Here is a 24173-nt window from a genome sequence, read left to right as displayed (position 1 = left end):
CACACCAAGGGCTCGGGTGCCGAGAAGCTGGCGAACTACTTCGTCGGCCAGATCGTCGGGACGATGAACCAGTCGAAGACCTCCGGTCAGGTGGTCATTGAGATGATCGAAGAGTTCATCGAGTCAGTCGAATCCTTGGCGCGTCAGCTCGAAGTCTGACCACCAGCATCAACGCTCCCCAACATCTACGGTCAACGTATGACCCTGCGCGAAGGTGATCTCCTCCCGAGTCTCGACCTCGTGTCTGCATCGGGATCCTGGAACACCAGCGATCATCGTGTGCGGGGCGTTCCCCTCGTGCTGATCCTGCACCGTCACCTGAATTGACTGCCGTGTCAGGAACACGTCCTCGCCGTGCGCGAGCGACTCGATGAATTCGGAGACGCTGAGATCGCGGTCGTGACCTTCACCGATCCAGCACGACTGCCCTCGTACGTCGAACACCTTGGTGTGCCGTTCCCGGTCGTGTCCGATGTTGATCGGCTGCTGTATCAGGCGCTCGGCGTCGAGCGAGGCACCCGTCGTCAGGTGTGGTCGCTCGGCACACTCAGAATGTACGGATCACTGCTGCGCTCGGGGCGAAGGCTTCGTCGCACTCACGAAGACACCCAACAGCTCGGCGCCGACGTCGTCGTTGCGCCAGATGGCACGATTGCCAAGCTCATCCTCCCGGCGACGCCCGATGCACGTCCGGGCGTTGACGAGTTACTCACAGCGCTCCGCGACGCGTAGCCAGCTCGCTGCAGCGTGACTGACGCTGTTCAGCGGCCAAGACCAGACGGCAACAATGTTGCGACAACCGCGCCGTCACTGAAAACGGTGATGTCGCCATCCTCGGACACCTTGAGCACCACCAGCGCCTGATTGGACAGCGACTTCGCCGCGGCGGTGCGAGCCCCTTCATGCTGGCTGTCTGAACTTGCGATAATTGCCCCGTAGGTCAAGAGCCGGCCATCTCGATCGAGCACCGTCGCTCCATCAAGCTCGGCAAGCCGCGCCAACGTCTGCGTATCGAGGTCTCCCGCATCGATGAGGTGATGCAACTTGGTCTCGGGTCGGAGATCGTCGTCATCGTCAAGATCATTACGACGATCGAATCGATCCTTCGCGGCAACGACCTCATCAAGGGCAGTCGCGTCATCGACGATCGCAAAGATCGCCCCACCGGTCTTGACCGATACGAGCATGGCAGCGCCGACGATCAACTCGACCGCCGCGCCTCCACCGATCTTGGTGCCGATCGCCCGAGCGAGCCAGAGGGGGAAGGCCGTCCAGTGTGCGCCGCGTCGAATGACGAGCGGTTGACCGTCGACGAACGTCCAGATGCTGCGGTCCTCGCGCAGGAAGAAACCGATCCCGCCCAACTGCCGAGTGGCCAACGCAACGAGCGAGCCACTGTCGACGAATTCACGCTCGACGGGCAGGAGCGGCGCGCTGCTCGGGTGCAGCCGGTCGAGCCGGTGCGCCTGCAATTCCGTGCGGGCCCGACCCGCGCGGTCGACAATCAACACGGAACGTTGTCCATCGAACAACAGTGGGCTGCGCTTGGCGTCGCGCAGCCCTGACGGGTACGGCACGCGCAGTCGAGGCTCGTGAGCAATCGCGTCGGTGATCACGACACCGTGGGTCAGGTTGTGCGCCTCGACACGCGTGCCGCTCAACTCGATGAGGTACTCAAGCGTGTCAGCCAACAGTGTCGGGCTCGCACACGGAACAGTCGTGTTGCTGACGCTGTCGTCGTGTCCTTCGTTGGTTGAAGTCTGGGCTGCAACCTGGTGATGGGTGAGGAGTTCGACGATGACCGTGTCGCGCAGGGCACGTTCAAACGCCGGACTCAGCGGCACGCCTCCAGCAGACGCGAATCGGGCCCCAGCAGACAATGCCGCGCCGGGAAGCGCGAGCAACGCGTCGGGCACCGACTCGACCTCCGACGTCGACCGGGCGCCGAAGCCCACCGCCAGCGTGGTGATCCAACCGGGAACAATTTCTGCGGACGCCGACGCGACCACCGTGTCAGGCGACTCGTCAAGCCGAAACGCCGGGTCGGCGCCGACCGGCGTGTGGACGAGTTCGACAACCGAATTGCTGAGCAACTCACCAACGAACGCGCGCAGGCTCTCACCGATCGGGTCGTGCGGTGCAGCGGTCACCATTGCCTCAGTGTCGCACGGACTTCACCCAGACACGACCGGGAGCGTGAAGCCGACGTCGGCACCGCTGCGATCAGATTCTGCAGCCCACACCTCACCACCATGGTGATCAACGATCTTCGCGACGATTGCCAAGCCGAGACCCGATCCCGGCATGCTGCGCGTGGTCTCAGCGCGATGAAACCGATCGAAGACTCGCTCTCGATCGGCTGCGGCGATGCCAGGCCCACCATCGCGCACAGCGACGAAGCCGTCGCGGACCACGACCTCGATCGGCTCGTCGGGCGGGCTGAACTTGTGGGCGTTGCCGATGAGATTCGTCACAGCCCGTTCGAGCATTGCTTCGTTGCCATTCACCGTGACCGCTTCGACCGTGACCGCGATGGGTCGGTCAGTGCGCTGCCCCCAGCGCGCCACCGCCCGAGTGACGATCTCATCGAGGCGAACCAGTTCGAGCGGGGCCTCGCGATCATCGCTGTCGGTCGCCAGATCGATCAGCTCATCGAAAAGTGACCCCAGTTCGGCGACCTCGGACGCGATCGCGTCGAGGACTGCGGCACGGTCCTCGGCGGAAATCTCAGCTGTCGATCGCTCGATCCGATCGAGCATCTCGACGTTGACTCGCAAGCTGGTCAGCGGCGTCCGGAGCTCATGGCTCGCATCCTGCACGAGCCGCTGCTGTTGCTCACGGCTTGTTTCGAGCGCCTCGAGCATCGTGCGCATGCTCGCGGCGAGCGTGCCGATCTCGTCACTTCGCTCGACCGGCACATCGACCGAGAAGTCGCCGGTGTCGGCAACCGTCGCGGCCACGTCAGCAAGCCGACGCAACGGTCTGGTCGTCCGACGCGCCAGGCCCCACCCGATCAGTGATGCTGCGGCCGTCGCGACGAGCGCAATCACGCCGAAACGCGACAACAGGCTCTGCAACAGATCATCGTCCTCCGCCGTCGAACGGGCCACTTGAATGGCGCCACCCCCGGGAAGCGCCTGGGTGTACATCCGGTACGACTCACCTTCGATGGTGATGTCTTCGAACACTCCCGACGCGCGGCGATTCCCATTCGGCTTGAGGTCGATCATGCGCTGCGCGGCGTCGGTGATCGGCAGCTCACCGCCACTCGTCCCATTCACCTCGCCTTGACGGGTGGTCGTCTGCACAATTGCATCAGGATCAAACGGCAAATCCGGACCACCGTTGTCGCGCCGTCCGCCGCGGCCAACGGGCGACTCGCGATTTCCATCAGCCACATCGGCGGCGCGTTCTTCGAGGAACTCGTCAGTCGAGGCGGCGACCTCGGAGCTGGTGGCCCGATACGACGATGCACCGACCACTGCGCTGACCGAGAGGGCAACCAGACCGAAGAGGAGAACGAGACGCGAGCGCAGTGTCACGAGGAATCGCCGGCACGCACGACGTAGCCAATGCCGCGCACCGTGTGCACCAGTCGCGCGCGGTCGCCGGCTTCGAGCTTGCGACGCAGGTACCCGATGTGAACGTCAAGCGACTTGGAGTTCGTCTCGAAGTCGTAGCCCCAGATCGTTTCGTAGAGCTGGCTGCGCGACATCACGATCTCGGCGTTGGTGATCAGCGTGTGCAGGATGTCGAATTCTGTGCGAGTGAGCTCGATCGTGTCGCCGTCGCGAGTGACCAGTCGCTTGGCGGGGTCAACCAGCAGGTCGCCGCACGTCAGCGTGACCGAGTCGCTGTGATCGGTGCGGCGCAACAGCGCGCGAACTCGGGCGAGTAGTTCGTCGAGTTCGAACGGCTTTGCCAGATAGTCGTCCGCGCCGGCGTCAAGACCGGCGACACGATCGGGGGTCTCCTGACGAGCGGTGAGCATCAGGATCGGGGTCCGGTTGCCACGATCGCGCAGCTTGCGCACGACGCTCAGCCCGTCCACGAAGGGCATCATCACGTCAAGCAATGCTGCATCCGGCGCATGCTGGTCGAACGCTTCGAGGGCAGCCGCCCCATCTTTGGCCAGCACGGTCTCGTAACCCTCGAAACGGAGGATGCGATCGAGTGCTTCGCGAATCTGCTGGTCGTCTTCGGCGATCAAGATGGTGGACATGGACTGCTTTCAGTGCTCGAGCGTTCCGGGGAGTCGATTCCGACGGAACAGGGGTTCAGCGTAGGTGACGGATCAACATCGCTCCGGGTGGGCAACAGACGAGGATCGTCTGCCACCCACCCAATGCGATTGATCAGCGAATCAGGCGCCTTGCTCAGCAGCGGGCGCTGGGCGCTCGCCACGAGCCGGACGATCACCGCGCTCACCGCGCTCCGGACGACCTTCGTTGACTCGGGTTGTGACCCGCTCTTCGACGTCGGCCAACTTCTCGGCGGCTTCGGCCTCGGTCAAACGACCTTCCTCGACCGCAGCGTTGATGCGCTCGGTCTTGGCGCTGACCTTGGCATCGATGATGGTCTGCACGTCGACACCATTGGCCTCGGCGATCTGGGCAAGGGTTTGGCCGTCTTCGAAGGCGGCACGCAGCTCGTCGACGTCGATTCCGAGCAGGTCGGCCGTTGCCTGGGCCCGCTCGGCCCGGCGCTCACTTCGAGCGCCGCGTTCGCCGTCGGCGGGTGCGTCAGCCGGCTGTTCGATTGCCGGATCGACTGGGACGGTGTCATCGACCTGGGCGCTCACGACGCCGGCGCCGATGAGGCTTCCTGCGACGAGTGCGGTGCTGATGAGACCGGTGCGAATGCTCTTGTTCATGATGTGCTCTCTTTCAAGGGGATGTTGGGGGATTCGTTGTCGGGTTGACATGCACCATGAAAGAGGGCCCAGGTCAGAGGCTCACTGCGCGAAAACACAAGATTCGACAAAGACGCGACATCAACCACCCCGGCACCCACCTCAACCCACACCCAGACCTGAAAAATGTAGGACCATCGTCGCTGAGCGACGATTTCGCGGCACATTTTTCGGGACGAGGTGCGGCGAGCATCACACCTCTGAACAGTGCTTTTCAGTCAAATCCGGGGCACCGTAGAGGCGTGGCAGCTGAGCATTACGACATTGCCGTCATCGGCGGAGGTCCGGCAGGGACTGCTGCGGCCATTCGAGCCGCCCGAGCGGGCTTGCGGGTGATCGTCTTCGAGAAGGGCAAGCACGGTCGCGACAAGGTCTGCGGCGATGGCCTGACCCCACGGGCGATCGGCGCACTCAACGAACTCGAGATACCGCTCGACGATGCGCACCGCATCAAAGGGTTGCGCATGATCGCTGGCAACCGTGTGCGCGAACTCGACTGGCCCACGACTGATCGCTTCCCGAACTACGGAGCGGTGTGGCCACGTCGTCGCCTCGACACCGCATTGATGGATGCTGCCGAGGCCGCAGGCGCCGAGATGGTGTACGAGACCGTTGCGCTGCCCGTGCTCGATGGCGATCGGGTCACCGGTGTCGAAGCTGGTGAAGGTTCCACCCGCCGGACGATTGCCGCCGACCTCACGATCGTCGCGACCGGCGCGCCAGGCGCGGTTGCCAAGATGCTCGGCGCCGATCGTGTGCCCAACGAGACGTTCGGGCTGGCGATTCGGACCTACGCAGAGACGCCGCGCCATGACAGCCAGCACCTTGAGGCATTGCTGTCACTCAAAGGCGACGACGGCAAGGCCGTGCCCGGTTACGGCTGGATGTTCCCTGCAGGAGATGGCACGGTCAACATCGGCTGCGGGGCGCTGTCGACGATGAAGGGGTTCAAGAAGTTGAACCTCAACACCATGCTCGAGAACTACCGCAAGCAAGTGATGGACGACTGGGAACTCGGCCCCAACCTGGAACGGCCTCGGGCCTGGCGGCTTCCAATGAGCACCCAGAAGCGGCACGGGGCAGGCTGGGTCGCTGTCGGTGACGCAGCAGGACTCGTCAACCCAATGAACGGCGAAGGCATCGACTACGGCCTCGAGAGCGGCATGCTCGCCGTTGACCTCTTCATCGAGAACCCTGGCACTGCGCCGGCCCGCTACGACGAGATGGTCGGCGAGAAGTTCGACGCGTTCTTGCGTACCGGTCGTCGCTTCTCGTTCCTCATCGGCCACCCGTGGATTCTTAAGCCCGGTCTGGCCATGTCGGTCAGCACCGAGTCGATCGCCAAGATCACGCTGGCGGTCATGGGCAACCTCGTCGACAACACCACGCCCGGCGTCGCTGGCAAAGTGATGTGGATGGCCGACAAGGGCCTCGGCCTCGTCGACCCCATCCTGCGCAAGACTCGCGCCGCCGCCTGATCACGGTCTACACAGCGTCGCAGGGCATGCTGGTCGGGCCGCCGCCCACCGGCGCGTCCTCCGGGGCTGCGCCACGACGACGTGCATGACACGATGTCGTCCATGGGAGTCACCCACTTTTCACCCGGCACCGACGCCGAGCTTCTGCACCAGACGTTGCTCAGTGATGGCGCGCTGATCATCGACGACCTCGCCTCGACGCTTCCTGATGGCGCCGCGCAGTTGGACATGATCCGGCGTGAGATGCAGCCCTACATCGATGCGACGCCGGTCGGCGGTGACAGATTCACGGGCAAGCAGACGCGTCGCTCCGGCGCGTTGATCGCACGCTCACCAGCAAGTCGCCCCTTGGTGCAGCACCCCACAATTCTCGACGTGACCGGCAAGCTCCTGCACAAGGCGCAGAGTTATCAACTGCACCTCACCCAAACCATCGCGATCGGCCCGGGTTCGCCAGCTCAGTCGATCCACCGTGATGAGTGGGCGTTCGACTTCTTCGAATTCCCCAGCGATCACCATGTGCAGTGCAACACGATCTGGGCGATGACCGACTTCACCGAGGAGAACGGTGCAACGCGATTGATCCCGGGGAGTCAGGCCGACCCGGTCGATCTGGGCCGGTCGATCGACGAGAGCGTGCCCGCCGAGATGACAAAGGGGTCATGCCTGCTGTACACGGGAAAGGTGTACCACGGAGGTGGCGCCAATCAATCGGACGACGTGCGGGTTGGACTCAATGTCACGTACAACGTCGGCTGGCTCCGCCAGGAGGAGAACCAATACCTCTCGGTGCCTCGCGAGATTGCTGAGACCCTCGACGACGATCTCCTCAAGCTGATGGGCTACCGCATCGGGGCCTACGCACTGGGATACATCGATGACATCCGCGATCCTCTCCAGGCCCTCCGCGGCGACAAGGTCACCACGTCCCAGGGCTTCATGAGCACCTGATCAGGCCAAGTCAGCCGCGGTGAACGCCACGGAGAACCGCTTGCACCACACCACCACGGTGTCGAACTCGCTGAGATCCACGTCGATCGGAATCTCGTAGTTCTGCTCGCCGACGTTGCCCTTGAGGCGACCCAGGTCAACGAAGTCACCGTCGACACCAAAGGCACCAGCATCGGCTCCCGCGTCGGCCCGCGTCAGGTACACGAACAGGTCGGGCCCGTTGTCGGTCTCGAAGTCCTCGAAGCGCAGGAATCGTTGTTCGGTCCCGTCGTTGAGCACCTTGGCCAGACCTGACCCGGGGTGGCTGCGATCGACGAATGACCCCTCGATCAACGTGACGACGGCACCGACTTCCGGCGTCGTGTCCACCGTCTCCGGCATCGGTGCTTCGACCGCGACCTCGATCGGCGTGTCCTTCACCGGCGTGTCCTCGTCGTCCACGACGTCGATCACCTCGTCAGTGGCGGCTTCGTCGGTGACGGCTTCGTCGACCACCTCAGGCGGCAACTCGGCGGCAGCGCCCGACGAGAACACCGGGCCGCTCTCACTCACCTCGTCATCGATGAACTTCGTGTGGATGCCGAAGACGCCGAACGCCACAAAGGCGACCAGTCCGGCAAGGACGACCGCAACGGGCAGTGCAATCTTCAGGTTGTTGCGAACCCAATCAAGGGCGTTTCGAATCATGTCGGCACCGTAGTGACCGCAGCTGATTGTCCAATCGAACTCGGCTGATGATCACGATCCGTTTCGCGACGGTTTCTCAAACTGTTCGACTTGGGTGGGAATGCCCCAGGTCGTCGGGTCTCGCAAACCTGAGCGTGAACTGAACAACCGACATCATCGGCACTCCGCCAATCAGGCTTTGCGCACAATCACGCTGCCGACCGAGTATCCGGCCCCGAAGGAACAGATCACCCCGAGGTCACCCGCGTCGAGATCGGCGCGGTGCTTGTGGAACGCGATGACCGAGCCGGCGGAGCTGGTGTTGGCGTATTCATTGAGAATCACTGGTGCCTCGTTCTCGTCGGGGACCCGCCCGAGCACTCCCTTGGCGATGAGCTGGTTCATCTTGAGATTCGCCTGGTGCAACCAGAATCGGCGAACACCCGTTGCGTCGAGCTCGAGTGATTCCAGATGGTCGGTGATGTGCGCCACCACGAGCGGGCAAACTTCGCGGAACACCATCTGACCGTTCTGACGGAAGATCACTTCGTGCGGCTCGCGGTCGTCGACCTCGGAGGAGTTGAGGAAGCCGAAGTCATTGCGGATGTTGTTGGAGAACTGAGTGGCGAGCTTCGTCCCCAGCACCTCCCAGCGGTGTGCCCGATCACCAACGCCGTCGGCTTCTGCGTCGTCGGTCCGTTCGAGCACGAGCGCGGTGCACGCGTCGCCAAAGATGAAGTGGAAGTCGCGCAGTTCGAAGTTGTTGTGCCCGGACGTGATTTCAGGATTGACCACGACAACACACTTCGCCGAGCCGTTGCGAAGGGCGTCGACTGCGGCCTGCATCGAAAACGTGGCCGACGAGCAGGCAACATTCATGTCGTAGCCCCAGCCTTCGGCGCCGAGAGCATCCTGAATCTCAACCGCGACCGCCGGGTAGGCGCGCTGCAGGTTGGAACAACCGACGATGACGGCGTCGACGTCGGTGTCGGCGCGGCCAGCCTGGGCCAAAGCGTCGCGGATGGCGGGCAGCGCCATCTCGGCCTGGATACCGAGTTGGTCTTCGGAGCGCGTTTCGAGCCGAGGCCGCATCCGGTCTGGATCGAGCACGCCGGACTTCTCCATCACGTACCGCGACTCGATGCCCGATGCCTTGACGATGAACTCCTCGTCAGGCGCCGACCGCTCCACCAAGGTTCCGGCGGCGATCTCATCAGCGTGCTCGGCGTTCCACTTCTCGACCGATGCCGTCAGGGATGCGCACAACTCGGAGTTGCTAATCGACTCAGGCGGCGTGAAGAGACCGGTGCCGGTGATCGACACAGATGGAAACGTGAAACTCATACCGCTGAAGCTACGCACCTACCGGTCGGTAACCGTTACGGGTCCCAGATGGGTCAGGGCCTCAGGAGAGGAGGTGCGAGCGGACCAGACTGCGCAACACGTCGACGCCAACGCCCTTCGTGGAACTGACCCAGACAATGTCGCCCTTGTCGAGTTGGCAGCCGGCGGCAAGGTCCTTCTTACGGGTCGCTCGCTTGGATGATCGCACCTTGTCGTGCTTCGTCGCGACCACGGTGTGCGGCACCTCGTTGTAGCGGAGCCAGTCAAGCATCTGCTGATCGAGCTTGGTCGGGCCGATCTCACCGTCGACCAGGATGAACACCATGACCAAGTAGTCGCGTTCGAGCAGGTAGCCCTCGATCATCGCGGGCCAGTCGTTGCGCACCGACTTCGCTGCTTTGGCATAGCCGTAACCGGGCAGATCGACAAGCGTTCCCTTGCCATCACCTTCGTCGAGCGAAAACAGGTTGATCAACTGCGTTCGCCCAGGGGTGTTCGAGACTCGGGCCAGCTGCTTCTGGTTTGCGATGGCGTTGATCAACGAAGATTTGCCCACATTTGAGCGCCCGACAAAGGCAACCTCGACGGTTGCTTCCGGCAGCGTGTGGGTGCGCGACGCCGACTCGACGAACGAGATCTGCAGCGGGCTGTTCTGACTCACTCCGCCAGTGTGCAGGCTTTCCACTGAGAAAAGTGCAGGTGGCCGATGCGACGACGCTCTTGCACGTTCTCCGACGCGGACATCAAGCAGGTGCGAGCTGAGCGTCAGCCACTGATCAGGGACGCCAGGGCCCAGATCGCGGCGACGAGCCCGATGCCTGCGTAGAGCAGGCTTCGGCCCACCGGTGCCCGTTGGAGGTTGTCGTCGTCGAGCTGCCGCTCGGGCGGCTTGACCACGGCGAGGAAGTTACCGACACACAGCGCGCCACCGAAGGCGAGAACGAGGTACGGCAGCAGGTCTTCGCCGAGGAACATGTGAACAGCATGCCCGGTCCACAGGCACCGTCGCTACTGCGCGAGACTCTTGCGATGGGGTTCCACCACGTTGCTCTGGCCACTCGCGATGCAGCTGCGACACACGCGTTCTACACCGAGGTGATGGGCTTCGATCTCGTCAAGGTGCATGTCGGGCCGACGCCCAACCCGGGCGACGGCTTCAGCAAGCATTTCTTCTACGCCACCAACACCGATGTTGACGACGACACTGCGGGCGATCGTGGCGCGGCCAAGGACCTCATTGCATTCTGGGAGATCAAATGCGATGACATCGGCGACAACTATGAAGTGAACATCAACAAGGCCGCGGGCCTCCCTGGCTGGGTCAACCACATTGCCTTCGACGCACCGACACGCGAAGCACTCGATCGGCATCGCGTTCGTTGGCAGCAGCACGGCCATCGCGTGCTCGAGGTCGACCATGGATTCTGCACGAGCATCTACCTCGAGGACCCGTCGGGGAACATGGTCGAGTTTTGCTTGACCACACGCGATTTCACTGACGATGAGCGAGCTGCGGCGACGCAACTCCTGGTCGATCCTCAACCTGGGTTCGAGGCCGATCCCACGATGATCGTGCACGAAGCACTCACCTCCACCTGACGCGGCGCACTGGCACAGATATTCCCGAGTGATCTGTGACATACATTTAGTTGTGTATACAACTATTGCGGTTACTATCATCGCATGACAAAGATCCTCCGTATTGATTCCTCCGCTCGCCACGACGGGTCGGCGAGCCGTGAACTCGCAACCCGCCTCATCGAGCGTCTCGGACCTGACACCGACGTCAAGGTCCGCGACCTCGCCGCTGGCGTTCCTCTGCTCAGCGAGTCGACGCTCACCGCGATGTGGACCCCTGAAGCCGACCGCACGGCCGACCAACAGGAACAACTGTCGGTCGCCGATACCTTCATCGCAGAACTGATGGATGCCGACTCCATTGTGATTGGCCTCCCGATCTACAACTTCGGCCCACCAGCAGCCATGAAGGCGTGGGCCGACCTCGTCGCTCGAGCCGGCACAACCTTCCGGTACACCGAGACCGGCCCCGAGGGGCTCGTCGCAAACAAGCCGGTGTACGTGATCGTCGCATCGGGCGGCGTTCCCATCGGATCCCCCATGGATCTCTCCTCAACCTGGCTGACGACCTTCCTCGGGTTCATCGGTCTCACTGATGTCACCGTGATCGCGGCCGATCAGCTCAACGTCGACCCCGAAGTCGCCCTCGCGAACGCCCGCGAACGCGTCGACCACGCCGTGCTCATTGCCGCCTAAAGATCCGCTTGGCACCCGAGACCATGCCGACCGCCGTGATTCTGGAACGATGTCGGCATGGATCTCGATCGCGCCGTACTGAAAGCTCGCGAGGCGTATGCCGCTGCCCGCCCGGTCAGTTCCCAGTGGACTGACCGGGCGAACGCAGTGATGCCCGGCGGTAACACGCGCTCAGTCCTCCAGTTCCTTCCGTTCCCCTTCAGGGTCGAGCGCGCAGAGCAGCAATACCTCTGGGACGTGGACGGGCACCGCTACCTCGACCTGCTTGGGAACTACACCGCCGGCCTGCTCGGCCATTCACCACAGCCCGTCCTCAACGCAGCGCGAACCGCGCTCGAATCCGGCTGGTCACTTGGCTCGGTGCATGCCGATGAGGTCGCACTCGCCGAATTGCTCGTCGAGCGCTTCGCGTCGCTCGAACAGCTGCGGTTCACCAACTCCGGAACCGAGGCGAACCTGATGGCACTGGCGTTGGCGACACACCACACTGATCGATCAAAGATCATCGTTTTCGAGAACGGGTACCACGGCGGCGTGCTCACCTTCGGCACACACTCGAACCCGATCAACGTCCCGCACGACTGGGTCGTCCTTCCGTACAACGATGTGGATGCAGCGCGCTCGGCATTCGCAACCCACGCCGAGGACATCGCTGCTGTCCTCGTCGAGCCGATGCAAGGTTCAGGTGGATGCATCCCCGGGGATCCCGCATTCCTCACCGCACTTCGCACGCTCTGTACCGAGTCCGGTGCTCTCCTCATCTTCGACGAGGTGATGACGTCACGGTTCGCACGGGGCGGCGCACAACAGCTGCTCGGCATCACACCCGATCTCACCACGTTGGGGAAGTACCTCGCCGGCGGCCTCACCTTCGGCGCCTTCGGAGGACGCCGCGATGTGATGGTGGCGTTCGACCCAACCGCTGGTGGTGCATTAGGCCACGCGGGAACGTTCAACAACAACGTCACGTCGATGGCCGCTGGCGTCGCCGCGCTGACCGAGGTGTTGACCGACGAGCGGCTCGACGCGACCAACACTCGCGGTGAGCATCTCCGAGCCAGCCTGAACGAACGATTCACCGAGCACGGCCTGCCGATGACGACCACCGGCACGCAGTCACTGATGACCGTCCACGGCACCCCCGGCCCTGTTCATTCCGCCACCGATCTTGTCGATGCAGACGACCGATGGAAGGAACTGCTCTTCTTCCACTTGCTCGCATCAGGCGTCTATATCGCGCGGCGCGGCTTCATCGCACTTTCCATCGAGGTCACCGACGCCGACATCGCGCACGTCCTCAGCGCCGTCGACGACTTCTGCGAGACCTTTGCGTGACAACGACGTACTGATCAAACGTCTCGGCGGTTATTCATCACAATGCCAGCGACGACCAGGGCCAGCGCGACGACTCCGAAGAACAGCCCGCCGGAGATCCGGCCTCCCGAAGCGTCATTTGAATCCGTGATCACGAGTGCGAACGCCGAGCCGTATGGCATGAACCTCTGTGGGTCCTCGACACCAGCCACGGACAGCACCCCGCTCAGGATTCCTTCAATCAGGAGCGGCCACAGGATGATGATCGACACCGCTCCCGGTCCGTTGCGCAAGAGCAACCCGAGCCCGTAGCCGAACAGCGCGAGGAGACCGGCGAGCACGATCACGCCAAAGAACGCTGCCAGCGACCCGTCGTCGCCGGAGAGTGCGACGTCGCCACCGCGCCCGTTGAGCAACAAACTGCCCGCGAGGTAGGAGGTGATGACCGCAACGGTGCCGACCGCCAGGCCGAAGAGCACTGAGACAATGGCCTTGGCGGCGAACACCACCGAGCGATTGGGCGTCGCTGCCAGGGTCGGCCTGATCGTGTTGTGGGCGAACTCGGACGTGATCCCGAGCGATGTCGCGACACCGATCATCATCGACACGAGGATCGAAAACGCGCCGATCAACCCCATCAGATCAGCGTTGCTGAAAAGCTCCGGCTCCGACGAGAGCAGACCGACAAGCGCGGTGATCACCACCAGCGCAAGGACAGCGCCGAGCGGCAGCCAAACGTTCAGGCGCACAGTGCGCAGCTTGAAAAACTCGGATCGCAGCAGATTGATCATGACGCACCGTGCTGACTTGGCGCCGACCCAGCAGGTGGTGGTGGTGGCAGCGGCGACGATGTGGATGGTGATGTCGGTAGTGATGTCGGTAGTGATGTCGGTAGTGATGTCGGTAGTGATGTCGGTGGCGATGTCGGTGGCGATGTCGGTGGCGATGTCGGTGGCGATGTCGGCGCGCTGGAGGCGTACTCCTGCATGTCAGCGGTGGCGCGAAGAAAGGCATCTTCGAGCGAATCGCGTTGCGTCGCGAGTTCATGGAGAACGACGCCGCCACGCGCAGCGAGCTCGCCGACCTGGGCCGCTGTCACGCCGTACAGGTCGGCGCGGTTGGCGTCGAGCCGATTGACCGACGTGGCTGCTGACCCGACCGCCGCGAGCAGACCCTCAAGGTCGGGGCCCCCGGCTCGGGTCCACTTGGTCGAGTGCCGATCAACGAACTCGTCGACCGGGCACTGCTCAATGAGTTGACCCTTGCCGATCACGACCAGGTCGTCGGCCATCAAGGCGATCTCCGCAAGCATGTGGCTGCTGACCAGCACGGTCTTGCCGCCGCGGGCGAAGTGGGTGAGGATGTCGCGAATCCAGCGGATTCCTTCGGGGTCGAGGCCGTTGGCCGGCTCGTCAAGAATCACCGTGCCAGGGTCACCGAGCATGACGCCAGCCAGACCCAGTCGCTGCTTCATACCGAGCGAGTACCCCTTCACCCGGCGATTCGCCGCGTCGGTCAGCCCAACAAGTTCCAGCGCCTCGTCAACGCGTGTCGTCGCAATACCATTCGACATCGCCATCCAACGGAGGTGGTTACGACCGCTCCGGCCCGGGTGCACGTAGCCCGCATCGAGCAACGAACCGACCTCAAACAGCGGATTGCTGATTGATCGGTACGCCCGACCGGCAAACGTGGCCGTACCTCCGTTGGCGATGTCGAGGCCGAGCATGCACCGCATCGTCGTGCTCTTGCCCGACCCATTCGGGCCGAGAAAGCCAGTGACGCGGCCTGGCACCGCATCGAAGCTCAGGTCGTTGACCGCAGCGACACTGCCGAACCTCTTGGTGATGTTCCGTACCTCAATCACGCGGCCACCGTAGGCCAGCCGGTATCTCTGCCGTGGACACCGTGGCCACCGATCTCTGCCTCCAAGTGGGACGGGCGATGCAATGGACTGCCGCCTGACTCCGTTTGCGTGCCACGTGCTCGCGAGACTGGGGAATGGCTGATTTCGATCTTGTCGTACAAGGCGGTTCCGTCCTCGATGGCACGGGCAGCGAGGCGCGCAATGCCGGCATCGCGGTGCGCGACGGACTGATCGTCGAAGTCGGTGACGTGTCAGGTTCCGCAACGCGCACGATCGACGCCAGCGGAGCACTCGTCATTCCCGGCATCGTCGACATTCACGCGCACTACGACGGCCAAGCCACCTGGGATTCGCGGCTGCAACCGTCGTCGTGGCACGGGGTCACCACCGCAGTGATGGGCAACTGCGGCGTCGGATTTGCGCCGGTGCACGACGACGCACACGACAAGCTCATCGAACTGATGGAGGGCGTCGAAGACATCCCTGGCGCAGCCCTCCATGAAGGACTGAGCTGGAAGTGGAACTCGTTCGGTGAATTCCTCGACGCCGTCGAAGCTCGACCTCACGACATCGACATTGCAGCACAGGTTCCCCACGGCGCGCTCCGACTGCACGTGATGGGCGAACGCGGCGCCAACCACGAAGACGCAACACCCGCCGACATCGCCGCGATGGCCGAGCTCGTACGCCAGGGGATCGAGGCGGGAGCACTCGGGTTCAGCACGAGCCGCACTCGCAACCACAAGACCTCAACCGGGGCATACACACCAACGCTCACTGCGGCGCCCGCCGAACTCATCGGCATCGCCGAGGGTGTCGGCGCAGCCGGAACCGGCGTGCTGCAAGTCGTGTCCGACTTCTTCGATGTCGACGCCGAGTTCGCCACCCTGCGCTCCATGGTCGAACGGTCCGGGCGGCCGATGTCGATCTCGGTGGCGCGCAACCCACAACTCCCCGACGCCTTCCGCGGCTGGCTTGACCACATCACCGCGGCCAACGCGAACGGTCTCAAGATGACTGGGCAGGTGGCAGCCCGCGCCGTCGGGCTCATTCTCGGGCTCGAATGCACCCTGAACCCATTCCTCACCAACCCGGTCTATTCCGAAATCGCCGAGCTGCCCCACGCCAACAAAGTGGCGCTCCTGCGCGAACCAGAATTCCGCGACCGGCTGCTCGCTGCGGCAGGCGAGCGGTCACGGGCCAAGCTCGGTGGCAACCTGATCGCGCGTTTCGACCTCCTGTTCGAGATGACCGACGAACCCGACTACGAACCATCACTCGATGACTCGATTGCTGCGCATGCCGCACGCGCCGGCGTGACCCCTGAGGAGTATGCCCTCGACGCGATGGTCAACAACGGCGGGCGCCACGACGGAAAGGGGCTGCTGTACCTGCCGTTCCTCAACTACGTCGACGGCAATCTCGATGGCGTGCACGAAATGCTCCAGCACCCGCACACCGTCCCCGGTCTTGGCGACGGAGGCGCCCACGTCGGCACGATTTGCGACGGCAGCTTTCCGACGACACTGCTCGCGTACTGGGGTCGCGACCGCAAGCGAGGCACCGTCCCGCTCCCCTACCTCGTCCAGCAGCACTGCCGCGACACGGCCCGCACGGTTGGCCTATTCGACCGTGGTGTACTCGCTCCCGGATACCGCGCCGACATCAACGTTGTCGACTACGACGGGCTTCGTCTCCACAAGCCCGAGATCGTCCCCGACCTGCCGGCCGGTGGCAAGCGACTGCTCCAACGTGCCGATGGTTGGACGCACACCATCGTTGCCGGCGTCGAGACCTACAACAACGGCGAGGCAACAAGCGCGCTACCTGGGCGATTGGTGCGCGGGGCCCAACCCGCACCCACCTGAGCCGGCTTCCGCCGGTCGATCCTGTCGGCACTAGCTTCGCGTTGATGGAACTGACACAACACGGCGACGTCTTCGTCCTGCAAATGGACAACGGCGAGAACCGTTTCAACCCGACCTCGGTCGGAGAGATCGAAACAGCACTCGACGAGGTCATGTCGACGCGTGTCGACGACGAATCGCCATGCGCACTGGTCACCACCGGAACGGGCAAGTTCTTCTCAAACGGCATCGACCTCGACTGGATGCTCGGCGGCGACGTCGATGACCCGATGGCGTTCATCGGCGACATGTCGAGGATGTGGGCCAGAGTGATGTCGCTGCCGATCCCAACGGTGGCTGCGGTCAACGGTCACGCATTCGCCGGCGGCGCCATGTTCTCCCTCGCCCACGACCATGTGCTGATGCGCGCTGATCGCGGGTACTGGAGTGTGAACGAGGTGCTGCTCCGGATGCGACTCACCCCCGGCATGCAGGCAATCCTGTCCGGACGGCTGACACTGCCAACGGCGCGCCGCGCCATCCTCACTGCGCACCGCTTCGCTGGCCCCGCCGCCCTGGAAGCAGGCATCGCTGATGCGTTGCACGACGAGGAGGCATTACTGCCACGGGCAATCGAGCTCGCGCAGTCACTTGCGCCAACGGCGCACCCGATCCTCGGCATCCTGAAAGAAGACCTCCACGCCTCGGTGCTTCCGCTGCTGCGCAGCGGTGAGGGTCCGGCAGCGTTCTGATCAAGGATTGGCAAGTCCACTAGCGCGGCGTGGCAAAGACCTGGACCCAGTAGAGGCGGCCGTCACTGTCTGGGCTCACCGAAATGCCGATGTGCGTGAGACTTGCATTCAAGATGTTGCGTCGGTGGCCGGAACTGTTCATCCAGGCGGTCATCACCTGCGCCGGAGATCGTTGGCCGCATGCAATGTTCTCTGCCCAGGCTCGAATCGAGAACCCGGTTCGAGCGATTCGGACACCCGGATTCGAGCCGTCCGTACCGGTGTGGCTCAACTGCGTGAGGCAGTCACGGTTGAACTGGTCGGCGGCGTGGGCTTGAGCGGCCTGCGTCAGTTGGCCCTGCAAGCTCACCGGGGCGATGCCGCGTGCTGCACGCTCAGCGTTGACCAGGCTCAGAACCATCTGTACATCGTCCGGCACGGCGGTCCTCCGAGGTGGAGGCGGGTTGAGTCGATCCGCGCGCTGCAGTCCCGTACTGAGGACTGCGGAAACGGAAATGCCCTCATCCAGGGCGACAACGCTGCCTGCTGAATTCGCCGCGAAGAACGTACCGGCTGCGAGCGCGACGCCGAGTCCGATCGATCGGACAACGCCCACCCTGTGCCGCAGACGAGGAATCCATGAAGGGGTGCACTCGCGTCGAGCGGTCAGCCCATCCGGTGGCCCTCCGGCAGCAGAAGAGAAATTGCGCGCGCTACCCAAGGCCATGTTGGTGACATCGGCGTTCGCCTTATCGACTTGATTGACATATTCTTGAATATTTATCGAGCCACCAAGCACTACGGACGATCAGAGCATGCTCCGCTTGCATCCCGGTGGCTTGATGGTGGCAAGTCAGTAGCAACATCAGCGTCGCGGGCGGGCTGGGCGTTGTCCGATGGTCACCGCGCCCCGACACCGAAGATCGATAGGTTCGATGGCATGAGCGGAGTCGATCGACGAGAGCGGGCGGAGCGCGTCGTCGAGCGGCCGAACACAACGTTCAAGCCGCGTCGACGATCGCTGAGTGACAAGCGCCAGTCCGAACTTGAAGCCTGGATCACACGCTGGGGGCTCGACGAGAACGGACCGGCGCTGGACTGGCCCGCGCTGTTTGGAGACCGTCCTGTCGTCGTCGACATCGGATTCGGACGCGGCGAGGGCACCATCGACATGGCCCGCGCCGACCATGACACCGCGATTGTCGGCATCGAGGTACATACGCCCGGTGTGGTCGCAGTGCTCGATGCCATTGAAAACGACCCGCTGCCCCACGTCCGTGTCGTACATGGCGACGTGCTCCGATTCTTGACTCGCGTGCCGCGCGATTCACTCGATGCCGTACGCGTGTACTTTCCCGATCCTTGGCCAAAGAAGCGGCATCACGATCGCCGGCTCGTTCGTGCCGACGTCGTCGACGTCCTGGTCGACCGGTTGCGGCTCGGTGGCACCCTGCATCTCGCCACCGATATTGATCACTACGCGGACCAAATGTTGGAGACCTGTGCCGCTGTCGGTCGTCTCGAGGGTGGCCAGATCCAACGGCCAAGCTGGCGGCCGGTCACTCGGTTCGAGCAGCGCGGGCTTGACGAAGGCCGTGCGCCCATCGACCTCCTGTTCACCCGCACGTCCTGACCCGCACGTCCTGACCCGCAGCGGTCGCCGAAGCTTGTAGGAAAATCGTGGCGGAGCGACGCTCACTCCACATTTTTCTGAGGTCGTAGAGCTACACCTCTGCACATTAGTTGTGCCCGCAACTAAATGTCGGTATGATGTCGAATATGAGCGCAATCCGTCAGACGTTCCCCCTCAGCACACAGTGGCCAACAATCGACCCGTTCTTGTTCGTCGCTCATCATCTCGACGACTACCCAAACGGCACCGCCGACCTCGAACCCGACGCGTCCCTGAACAGCCGCACCATCGGCCAGGACTTCGACGGCATCGACGGATGGAACATGTACCACGGCAAGAACGTGCCGGGTTTCCCGCAGCACCCCCACCGGGGCTTCGAGACCATCACCTATGTGCGCACGGGTTTCTGCGACCACAGCGATTCGATGGGTGCAACCGCGCGCTTCGGCCGCGGCGACACCCAGTGGATGACCGCAGGCAAGGGCATCGTGCACTGCGAAATGTTCCCGATGCTCAAGCGTGACGAACCAAACCCTCTCGAGCTCTTCCAGATCTGGCTGAACCTGCCCGCCGAGGACAAGATGGTTGATCCGTACTTCACCATGCTGTGGAGCCACGACACGCCGACCGTCGTCAGTGCCGGGCCAAACGGTGAGCTCGTCGACATCACCGTGATCGCCGGCACGCTGCGAGACGGCGACAGCGCAGTCACCGCCCAGAGCCCGCCACCGAACTCGTGGGCCTCGCGAGCCGAGGCGGATCTTGCGATCTGGCACCTCCGTTTCGACGCCGGTGCAAGCTGGACACTGCCAGCAGCAGCCCGGACAGACACCGAGCGCGTGCTGTACGCATTTGGTGGGTCATCACTGACAATCAACGGCGAGCGCGTCGACGCAGGAAATGGCGCGCTGCTCAACGACCCGACCCAAACAATCGAACTCGTCGCTGGCGACGGTGGCGTCGAAGTGATGCTGCTGCAGGGACGCCCAATTGGCGAGCCGGTGACCCGCTACGGCCCGTTCGTGATGAACACCGAAGCCGAGATCCGCCAGGCGTTCCAGGACTATCAGCAGACCCAGTTCGGCGGCTGGCCGTGGCCGTCGGACGACCCGACCCACGGGGTCGATGAAGGTCGCTTCGCCCACCACGCCGACGGCAAGCTTGAACGCTTCGACCGCGAGGCCGTCACCGCCTGACGCTGCACCGCCGACCCGGCACCACTGGCACTCACACTCTTGGCAGACTGTGGAGATGAACGTTCTTCACGATCTGCTCGCTGAGCGGGGCACCTTGCTGATCGACGGCGCGATGGGAACCGAGCTCTTCGCTCGGGGACTCGGATCGGGCGACCCACCGGAGATGTGGAACGTCGACCATCCCGACCGAGTCACCGCAGTGCACGCCGACTACATCAACGCCGGCTCCGACATCGTGCTGACCAACTCGTTCGGTGGGACGGGTTTTCGGCTGAAGCTGCACAAGCTCGACGACCGCTGTATCGAACTCAACCGCGCCGCGGCACAGGTGGCACGTGCAGCAGCGGACGCGCATCTCGCAGAGACCGGGCGACGCGTCCTCGTCGCCGGCTCGATGGGACCCACCGGCGAACTACTCGAGCCGATGGGATCAATGACGCCGGCAACGTGCGCTGACGCCTTCCGCGAACAAGCGATCGGTCTCGATGAAGGCGGCGCCGACCTCCTGTGGATCGAAACGATGAGCCACCTCGACGAAATCGCCGCTGCCGTCGAAGGCGCTCGTTCGGTGAGCGACCTCCCGGTATGCGCCACGCTCAGTTTCGACACCGCGGGTCGCACGATGATGGGCGTGTCCGGTGAAGACGCGGTCAACCGACTCGCGGAACTTGGCGTGGACGCCATCGGCGCAAACTGTGGCAACAACCTCGCCGACACTGAGGCCGCCCTCCACGAAATGCGGGCCGCGAATCCGGACGTCCTGTTGATCAGCAAAGCCAACGCTGGCATGCCCGAGTGGCACGGAACCGAGCTGCACTACAGCGGCGAGCCTGAAGTAATGGCTGCCCACGCCGTACGCCAGCGCGAAGCTGGAATTCAAATCATTGGTGCCTGCTGCGGCAGCTCGCCGAAGCATCTTGCGATGATGCGACAGGTGCTTGACGGCGACCTCCCCGTCCCCGAAGTCGAGTTCGAGGTGGCTGTTGTTCGTCAGGTACCCAAGGGTCGCCAGCGCACCGGTCGCCGTTCATCACGTCCCCAACGCTGAAGGGTTAAAGAGCAGATCGCAGCGCCCGCGCACGATGCGCGGCTTCAGTCGACGAGTCGGCGAGCACTGTCAGGTGTCCCATTTTGCGACCTGCCCGTGCCTCACTCTTGCCGTACAGGTGCAACTTCGCACTCGGAACAGCGAGCGCGGCCGCCCAGTTTGGTTGACCACCCTCGGGCCAGAGGTCGCCGAGCAGATTGACCATCGCGACCCCAGCTGATGTCATCGAAGGCTCGCCGAGCCCGACGCCGCAGATCGCTCGGATCTGCTGTTCGTACTGGCTGGTGACACTGGCATCAAGTGTCCAGTGGCCGCTGTTGTGGGGACGCGGCGCCATCTCGTTGACGAGCAGGTGTGTGTCGTCGCCGGTGCCGACCAGAAAGAGTTCGACGGCGAGGACGCCGGCGTAGTCGAGCCGATCGGCGATGGCACACGCCAGCCCGGTGGCTTGCTCAGCGAGGTCATCGGCGATCGCAGCCGGCACGACTGAAACGTCGAGGATGCCGTCGGTGTGTGTGTTCTCAGCCACGGGCCAGGTCCGCGTGCTGCCATCGGCGGTGCGGCCGACGATGACGCTGACCTCGGTCTGGAGGTCAAGCATGGCTTCGACCACGCACGGCACGCGTCCGAGCTCATCCCACGCTGAGGTCAACTCGGTCAGGCCCTTCACGCGGCGCTGGCCCTTCCCGTCGTAACCAAGCCGAGCTGTCTTGAGCACGACCTCTGCATTCAGTAACTGGTCCGGGAGCTGATCGAGGCCACCCACACCGGCGTCGAGCACAGCATGCGGGCCGACCGGGAACCCGTGATCGGTCAGGAACTGCTTCTCGGCAATGCGATCTTGCGCGATGCGAACTGCGGCCGGCGACGGCGCGACACAAACCGACGCCGCGAGTACGTCGAGCGCCGCTGCCGGTGGATTCTCGAACTCCGTGGTGACGACATCACAGACTTCGATCAGTCGCTCGAGCGCAGCGGGATCGTCAAAGGCAGCAACGAGGTGTTCGTCGGCGACCGCACCCGCCGGAGCCCCGGGGTCGGGATCGAGCACGATCGTTCGATAGCCCATGAGCTTCGCGGCGACGAGGGCGTACCGGCCGAGTTGGCCACCACCCAGCATCCCGATTGTTGCCGGAGGAAGGATGACCGTCATCAGGTCGGGGGAAGGGTCGAGTCGGCCGCGATCTGTCGGCGTTCGGCGCGATATTCGTCAAGCGCAGTACGAAGTGCCGGATCATGGTTGGCAAGCAGCGCAACGGCAAACAGCGCCGCGTTGATGGCACCCGCCTCGCCGATCGCAAAAGTCGCGGTCGGAATGCCCGCCGGCATTTGCACGATCGAATACAACGAGTCCTGTCCAGACAGATGTCGCGAAGCGACCGGAACGCCGAGCACCGGGACCGTCGTCTTTGCAGCAAGCATCCCGGGAAGGTGGGCAGCGCCACCCGCGCCGGCGATAATGACCTGCAGGCCGCGATCGATGGCGTTCTCGGCGTACGTGAACATCTCGTCGGGCATGCGGTGGGCGCTCACGACTTCGGCCTCATGCGCCACGCCGAACCGCGTGAGAATTTCAACGGTCTTCGACATCGTTGGCCAGTCGCTCGACGATCCCATCACCACACCGACAAGTGGTGCTGACTTGGTCAGGACGTCGTCATTCACATCGCCAGGTTATGCCGTCTCGGCAGCACCGCAGACAGCTGCGGTTCGTGAGCGGTCAGACGTCGTCAGATTCGGACAGCTGCACCATCGGTGCATCGGCAGGAAGACCACTGACGCCGCCACCTCCAGAGTTGAAGTCGCGCCCAAAGTAGAAGATGGCTCCGAGGATCGCAATGAACACGATCGCGGCGAGTACCCACTCCATCGTGGACGTCATGCGCCGCGACGTTCCCCTGCCGGTCGGATGCACGGTGGGTCGACCCTTCGGCGCCGTGTAGCCCTTGCCGTGTTTCGCTTCGCTCGCCATCCACACCAATCAATCAGACGCGAGCGACGGAGACAAGCTCGCGTGCACTGTTTTCGGGATCGTTCGCCACGGGCATCGTCCAGATCGTTGGCCCACTCCGAGTTCAACGTGAATATCGGTCGATCACTGGATCAGTGTCCCCCCTAGTCTCACGGAATGAGACCGCTTGAGGGCCGTGTTGCACTGGTCACCGGGGTGTCACGCCCAGCCGGCATCGGCGCCGCCGTTGCACGTCGCCTCCACGACATGGGCGCCACCGTGTTCGCGACCGGCTTCACCCCGCACGACGCCGAGATGGCCTGGGGTGTGCAGCCACTCGGAGATCTACCGTTCGAGGTGTACCAGCACAATCTCGAAGATCCAGCAACCCCCGGTGCGCTGGTTGACCAGGTGATCGATCAGCATGGTCGACTCGACGTCGTTGTCGGGGTCCATGCACGAAGTTCACACGGCGGCTTGGCGGACGTGAGCGCTGACGAGCTCGATCGGTGCTGGGCTGCAAACGTGCGCAGCATCGTGCTCCTCGCGCAGCGCTTCGCTGCCGTGCACACACCCGCGCCGAGCAACCAGCGCTCAATGGGCCGAATGCTCTGGTTCACCAGCGGACAGCATCTTGAGCCGATGGATGACGAGATCGCGTACGCCGTCAGCAAGGGTGCGCTCCACCAGATGACCGCGTCGATCGATCATGCCCTGTCAACGCAACGGATTGTGGCGAACTGCATCAATCCCGGCCCGGTCGACACGGGCTGGGCGGGTACCGACCGCGGCGACCTCCACGGCCAAGTCGCAGACATGTTCCCCGACGGCAAGTGGGGCACCCCGGACGATGTTGCCAACCTTGTCGGGTTCCTGGTGAGCGACGAAGGTGCGTGGATCCGAGGTCAGGTCCTCAACTCCGAAGGCGGGTTCAGACGCTTTGGCTCGTGAGGAGGTCAAC

At 63.6% G+C, this 24173-nt stretch carries 27 protein-coding genes; 13 read left to right on the top strand and 14 right to left on the bottom strand.

Features of this window, described 5'->3' with window-relative positions; all coding sequences use genetic code 11:
* The first annotated feature begins 198 nt into the window (after positions 1–198).
* Together ACH2DW_RS09410 and ACH2DW_RS09405 are read left to right on the top strand one after the other, a co-directional pair.
* Positions 199–327 carry a hypothetical protein gene (locus ACH2DW_RS09410; RefSeq protein ID WP_394929483.1) on the top strand — a complete coding sequence of 43 codons (129 nt, stop codon included), beginning with the start codon at positions 199–201 and terminating at the stop codon, positions 325–327.
* On the top strand, positions 328–732 hold the full coding sequence (locus tag ACH2DW_RS09405) for an AhpC/TSA family protein (protein ID WP_394929485.1): 405 nt from the start codon (positions 328–330) through the stop codon (positions 730–732).
* A gap of 29 nt (positions 733–761) precedes the next feature.
* On the opposite strand, the gene ACH2DW_RS09400 is transcribed toward ACH2DW_RS09405, so the two are convergent.
* The 4 genes from ACH2DW_RS09400 to ACH2DW_RS09385 form a co-directional block, all read right to left on the bottom strand.
* On the bottom strand, positions 762–2153 hold the full coding sequence (locus ACH2DW_RS09400) for a hypothetical protein (RefSeq protein WP_394929482.1): 1392 nt from the start codon (positions 2151–2153) through the stop codon (positions 762–764).
* Positions 2154–2174: 21 nt separating this feature from the next.
* Positions 2175–3542: an ATP-binding protein gene (locus tag ACH2DW_RS09395; RefSeq protein ID WP_394929481.1), complete on the bottom strand. Its 1368-nt coding sequence runs from the start codon at positions 3540–3542 to the stop codon at positions 2175–2177.
* A complete protein-coding gene (locus tag ACH2DW_RS09390; protein ID WP_394929480.1) occupies positions 3539–4222 on the bottom strand; it encodes a response regulator transcription factor in 684 nt (227 codons plus the stop codon). The genes ACH2DW_RS09395 and ACH2DW_RS09390 overlap by 4 nt, the downstream gene beginning before the upstream one ends.
* Before the next feature lie 141 nt (positions 4223–4363).
* Positions 4364–4873 carry a hypothetical protein gene (locus tag ACH2DW_RS09385; protein ID WP_394929479.1) on the bottom strand — a complete coding sequence of 170 codons (510 nt, stop codon included), beginning with the start codon at positions 4871–4873 and terminating at the stop codon, positions 4364–4366.
* A 281-nt stretch (positions 4874–5154) separates the two neighbouring features.
* Here ACH2DW_RS09385 and ACH2DW_RS09380 point away from each other — a divergent pair, with 281 nt between their 5' ends.
* Positions 5155–6390 carry an NAD(P)/FAD-dependent oxidoreductase gene (locus ACH2DW_RS09380; RefSeq protein WP_394929478.1) on the top strand — a complete coding sequence of 412 codons (1236 nt, stop codon included), beginning with the start codon at positions 5155–5157 and terminating at the stop codon, positions 6388–6390.
* Between the two features lie 102 nt (positions 6391–6492).
* Positions 6493–7341: a phytanoyl-CoA dioxygenase family protein gene (locus ACH2DW_RS09375; protein ID WP_394929477.1), complete on the top strand. Its 849-nt coding sequence runs from the start codon at positions 6493–6495 to the stop codon at positions 7339–7341.
* Here ACH2DW_RS09375 and ACH2DW_RS09370 read toward each other — a convergent pair whose 3' ends face one another.
* The 4 genes from ACH2DW_RS09370 to ACH2DW_RS09355 form a co-directional block, all read right to left on the bottom strand.
* Positions 7342–8028 (bottom strand): DM13 domain-containing protein, encoded by a 687-nt coding sequence (locus tag ACH2DW_RS09370; protein WP_394929476.1) that lies wholly within the window; start codon positions 8026–8028, stop codon positions 7342–7344.
* 171 nt (positions 8029–8199) lie between these two features.
* Positions 8200–9351 (bottom strand): beta-ketoacyl-ACP synthase III, encoded by a 1152-nt coding sequence (locus ACH2DW_RS09365; protein WP_394929475.1) that lies wholly within the window; start codon positions 9349–9351, stop codon positions 8200–8202.
* 61 nt (positions 9352–9412) lie between these two features.
* Complete coding sequence (gene yihA, locus ACH2DW_RS09360) at positions 9413–10012, bottom strand: ribosome biogenesis GTP-binding protein YihA/YsxC (protein WP_394929474.1); 600 nt, start codon at positions 10010–10012, stop codon at positions 9413–9415.
* Positions 10013–10116: 104 nt separating this feature from the next.
* Positions 10117–10326, bottom strand: a complete 210-nt coding sequence (locus tag ACH2DW_RS09355) for a hypothetical protein (RefSeq protein WP_394929473.1) — start codon at positions 10324–10326, stop codon at positions 10117–10119.
* 9 nt (positions 10327–10335) lie between these two features.
* Between ACH2DW_RS09355 and ACH2DW_RS09350 the strand changes: the two genes are divergently transcribed.
* The 3 genes from ACH2DW_RS09350 (at position 10336) to ACH2DW_RS09340 (ending at position 12960) form a co-directional block, all read left to right on the top strand.
* Entirely contained in the window at positions 10336–10950 is a 615-nt protein-coding gene (locus ACH2DW_RS09350; protein ID WP_394929472.1) for a VOC family protein, read from the top strand.
* Between the two features lie 84 nt (positions 10951–11034).
* Positions 11035–11625: an FMN-dependent NADH-azoreductase gene (locus ACH2DW_RS09345; protein ID WP_394929471.1), complete on the top strand. Its 591-nt coding sequence runs from the start codon at positions 11035–11037 to the stop codon at positions 11623–11625.
* Positions 11626–11682: 57 nt separating this feature from the next.
* A complete protein-coding gene (locus ACH2DW_RS09340; RefSeq protein WP_394929470.1) occupies positions 11683–12960 on the top strand; it encodes an aspartate aminotransferase family protein in 1278 nt (425 codons plus the stop codon).
* Between the two features lie 14 nt (positions 12961–12974).
* Here the strand turns inward: ACH2DW_RS09340 and ACH2DW_RS09335 are convergent, their stop codons facing one another.
* Together ACH2DW_RS09335 and ACH2DW_RS09330 are read right to left on the bottom strand one after the other, a co-directional pair.
* Positions 12975–13688 carry a hypothetical protein gene (locus ACH2DW_RS09335; protein WP_394929469.1) on the bottom strand — a complete coding sequence of 238 codons (714 nt, stop codon included), beginning with the start codon at positions 13686–13688 and terminating at the stop codon, positions 12975–12977.
* Positions 13689–13726: 38 nt separating this feature from the next.
* On the bottom strand, positions 13727–14806 hold the full coding sequence (locus ACH2DW_RS09330; protein WP_394929468.1) for an ABC transporter ATP-binding protein: 1080 nt from the start codon (positions 14804–14806) through the stop codon (positions 13727–13729).
* Between the two features lie 134 nt (positions 14807–14940).
* Here ACH2DW_RS09330 and ACH2DW_RS09325 point away from each other — a divergent pair, with 134 nt between their 5' ends.
* Both ACH2DW_RS09325 and ACH2DW_RS09320 read left to right on the top strand, forming a co-directional pair.
* Positions 14941–16674, top strand: a complete 1734-nt coding sequence (locus ACH2DW_RS09325) for an amidohydrolase family protein (RefSeq protein ID WP_394929467.1) — start codon at positions 14941–14943, stop codon at positions 16672–16674.
* 44 nt (positions 16675–16718) lie between these two features.
* The gene (locus tag ACH2DW_RS09320) at positions 16719–17405 is read left to right on the top strand and encodes an enoyl-CoA hydratase-related protein (protein WP_394929466.1); all 687 of its coding nucleotides are present in this window, start codon (positions 16719–16721) and stop codon (positions 17403–17405) included.
* Positions 17406–17424: 19 nt separating this feature from the next.
* Here the strand turns inward: ACH2DW_RS09320 and ACH2DW_RS09315 are convergent, their stop codons facing one another.
* On the bottom strand, positions 17425–17805 hold the full coding sequence (locus ACH2DW_RS09315; RefSeq protein ID WP_394929465.1) for a CAP domain-containing protein: 381 nt from the start codon (positions 17803–17805) through the stop codon (positions 17425–17427).
* A gap of 519 nt (positions 17806–18324) precedes the next feature.
* On the opposite strand from ACH2DW_RS09315, the gene trmB reads away from it, so the two are divergent.
* The 3 genes from trmB (at position 18325) to bmt (ending at position 21261) form a co-directional block, all read left to right on the top strand.
* Positions 18325–19017 (top strand): tRNA (guanosine(46)-N7)-methyltransferase TrmB, encoded by a 693-nt coding sequence (gene trmB / locus ACH2DW_RS09310; protein WP_394929464.1) that lies wholly within the window; start codon positions 18325–18327, stop codon positions 19015–19017.
* A gap of 146 nt (positions 19018–19163) precedes the next feature.
* Complete coding sequence (locus tag ACH2DW_RS09305; protein ID WP_394929463.1) at positions 19164–20213, top strand: pirin family protein; 1050 nt, start codon at positions 19164–19166, stop codon at positions 20211–20213.
* Positions 20214–20268: 55 nt separating this feature from the next.
* On the top strand, positions 20269–21261 hold the full coding sequence (gene bmt / locus ACH2DW_RS09300) for a betaine--homocysteine S-methyltransferase (RefSeq protein ID WP_394929462.1): 993 nt from the start codon (positions 20269–20271) through the stop codon (positions 21259–21261).
* 4 nt (positions 21262–21265) lie between these two features.
* On the opposite strand, the gene ACH2DW_RS09295 is transcribed toward bmt, so the two are convergent.
* From ACH2DW_RS09295 to ACH2DW_RS09285, 3 genes are all read right to left on the bottom strand, one after another.
* A complete protein-coding gene (locus ACH2DW_RS09295) occupies positions 21266–22414 on the bottom strand; it encodes a 5-(carboxyamino)imidazole ribonucleotide synthase (protein ID WP_394929461.1) in 1149 nt (382 codons plus the stop codon).
* The gene (gene purE / locus ACH2DW_RS09290; protein ID WP_394929484.1) at positions 22414–22878 is read right to left on the bottom strand and encodes a 5-(carboxyamino)imidazole ribonucleotide mutase; all 465 of its coding nucleotides are present in this window, start codon (positions 22876–22878) and stop codon (positions 22414–22416) included. The genes ACH2DW_RS09295 and purE overlap by 1 nt, the downstream gene beginning before the upstream one ends.
* Positions 22879–22981: 103 nt before the next feature.
* Entirely contained in the window at positions 22982–23233 is a 252-nt protein-coding gene (locus ACH2DW_RS09285) for a hypothetical protein (protein WP_394929460.1), read from the bottom strand.
* Between the two features lie 156 nt (positions 23234–23389).
* Here ACH2DW_RS09285 and ACH2DW_RS09280 point away from each other — a divergent pair, with 156 nt between their 5' ends.
* Positions 23390–24163 carry an SDR family oxidoreductase gene (locus ACH2DW_RS09280; RefSeq protein ID WP_394929459.1) on the top strand — a complete coding sequence of 258 codons (774 nt, stop codon included), beginning with the start codon at positions 23390–23392 and terminating at the stop codon, positions 24161–24163.
* Positions 24164–24173: the final 10 nt, after the last annotated feature.

Source organism: uncultured Ilumatobacter sp., from assembly GCF_963980585.1.
In the GTDB taxonomy this organism is placed as follows: domain Bacteria; phylum Actinomycetota; class Acidimicrobiia; order Acidimicrobiales; family Ilumatobacteraceae; genus Ilumatobacter_A.
The sequence above is the reverse complement of the archived record's forward strand: the minus strand, read 5'-3'. Positions and strand labels throughout refer to the sequence as shown.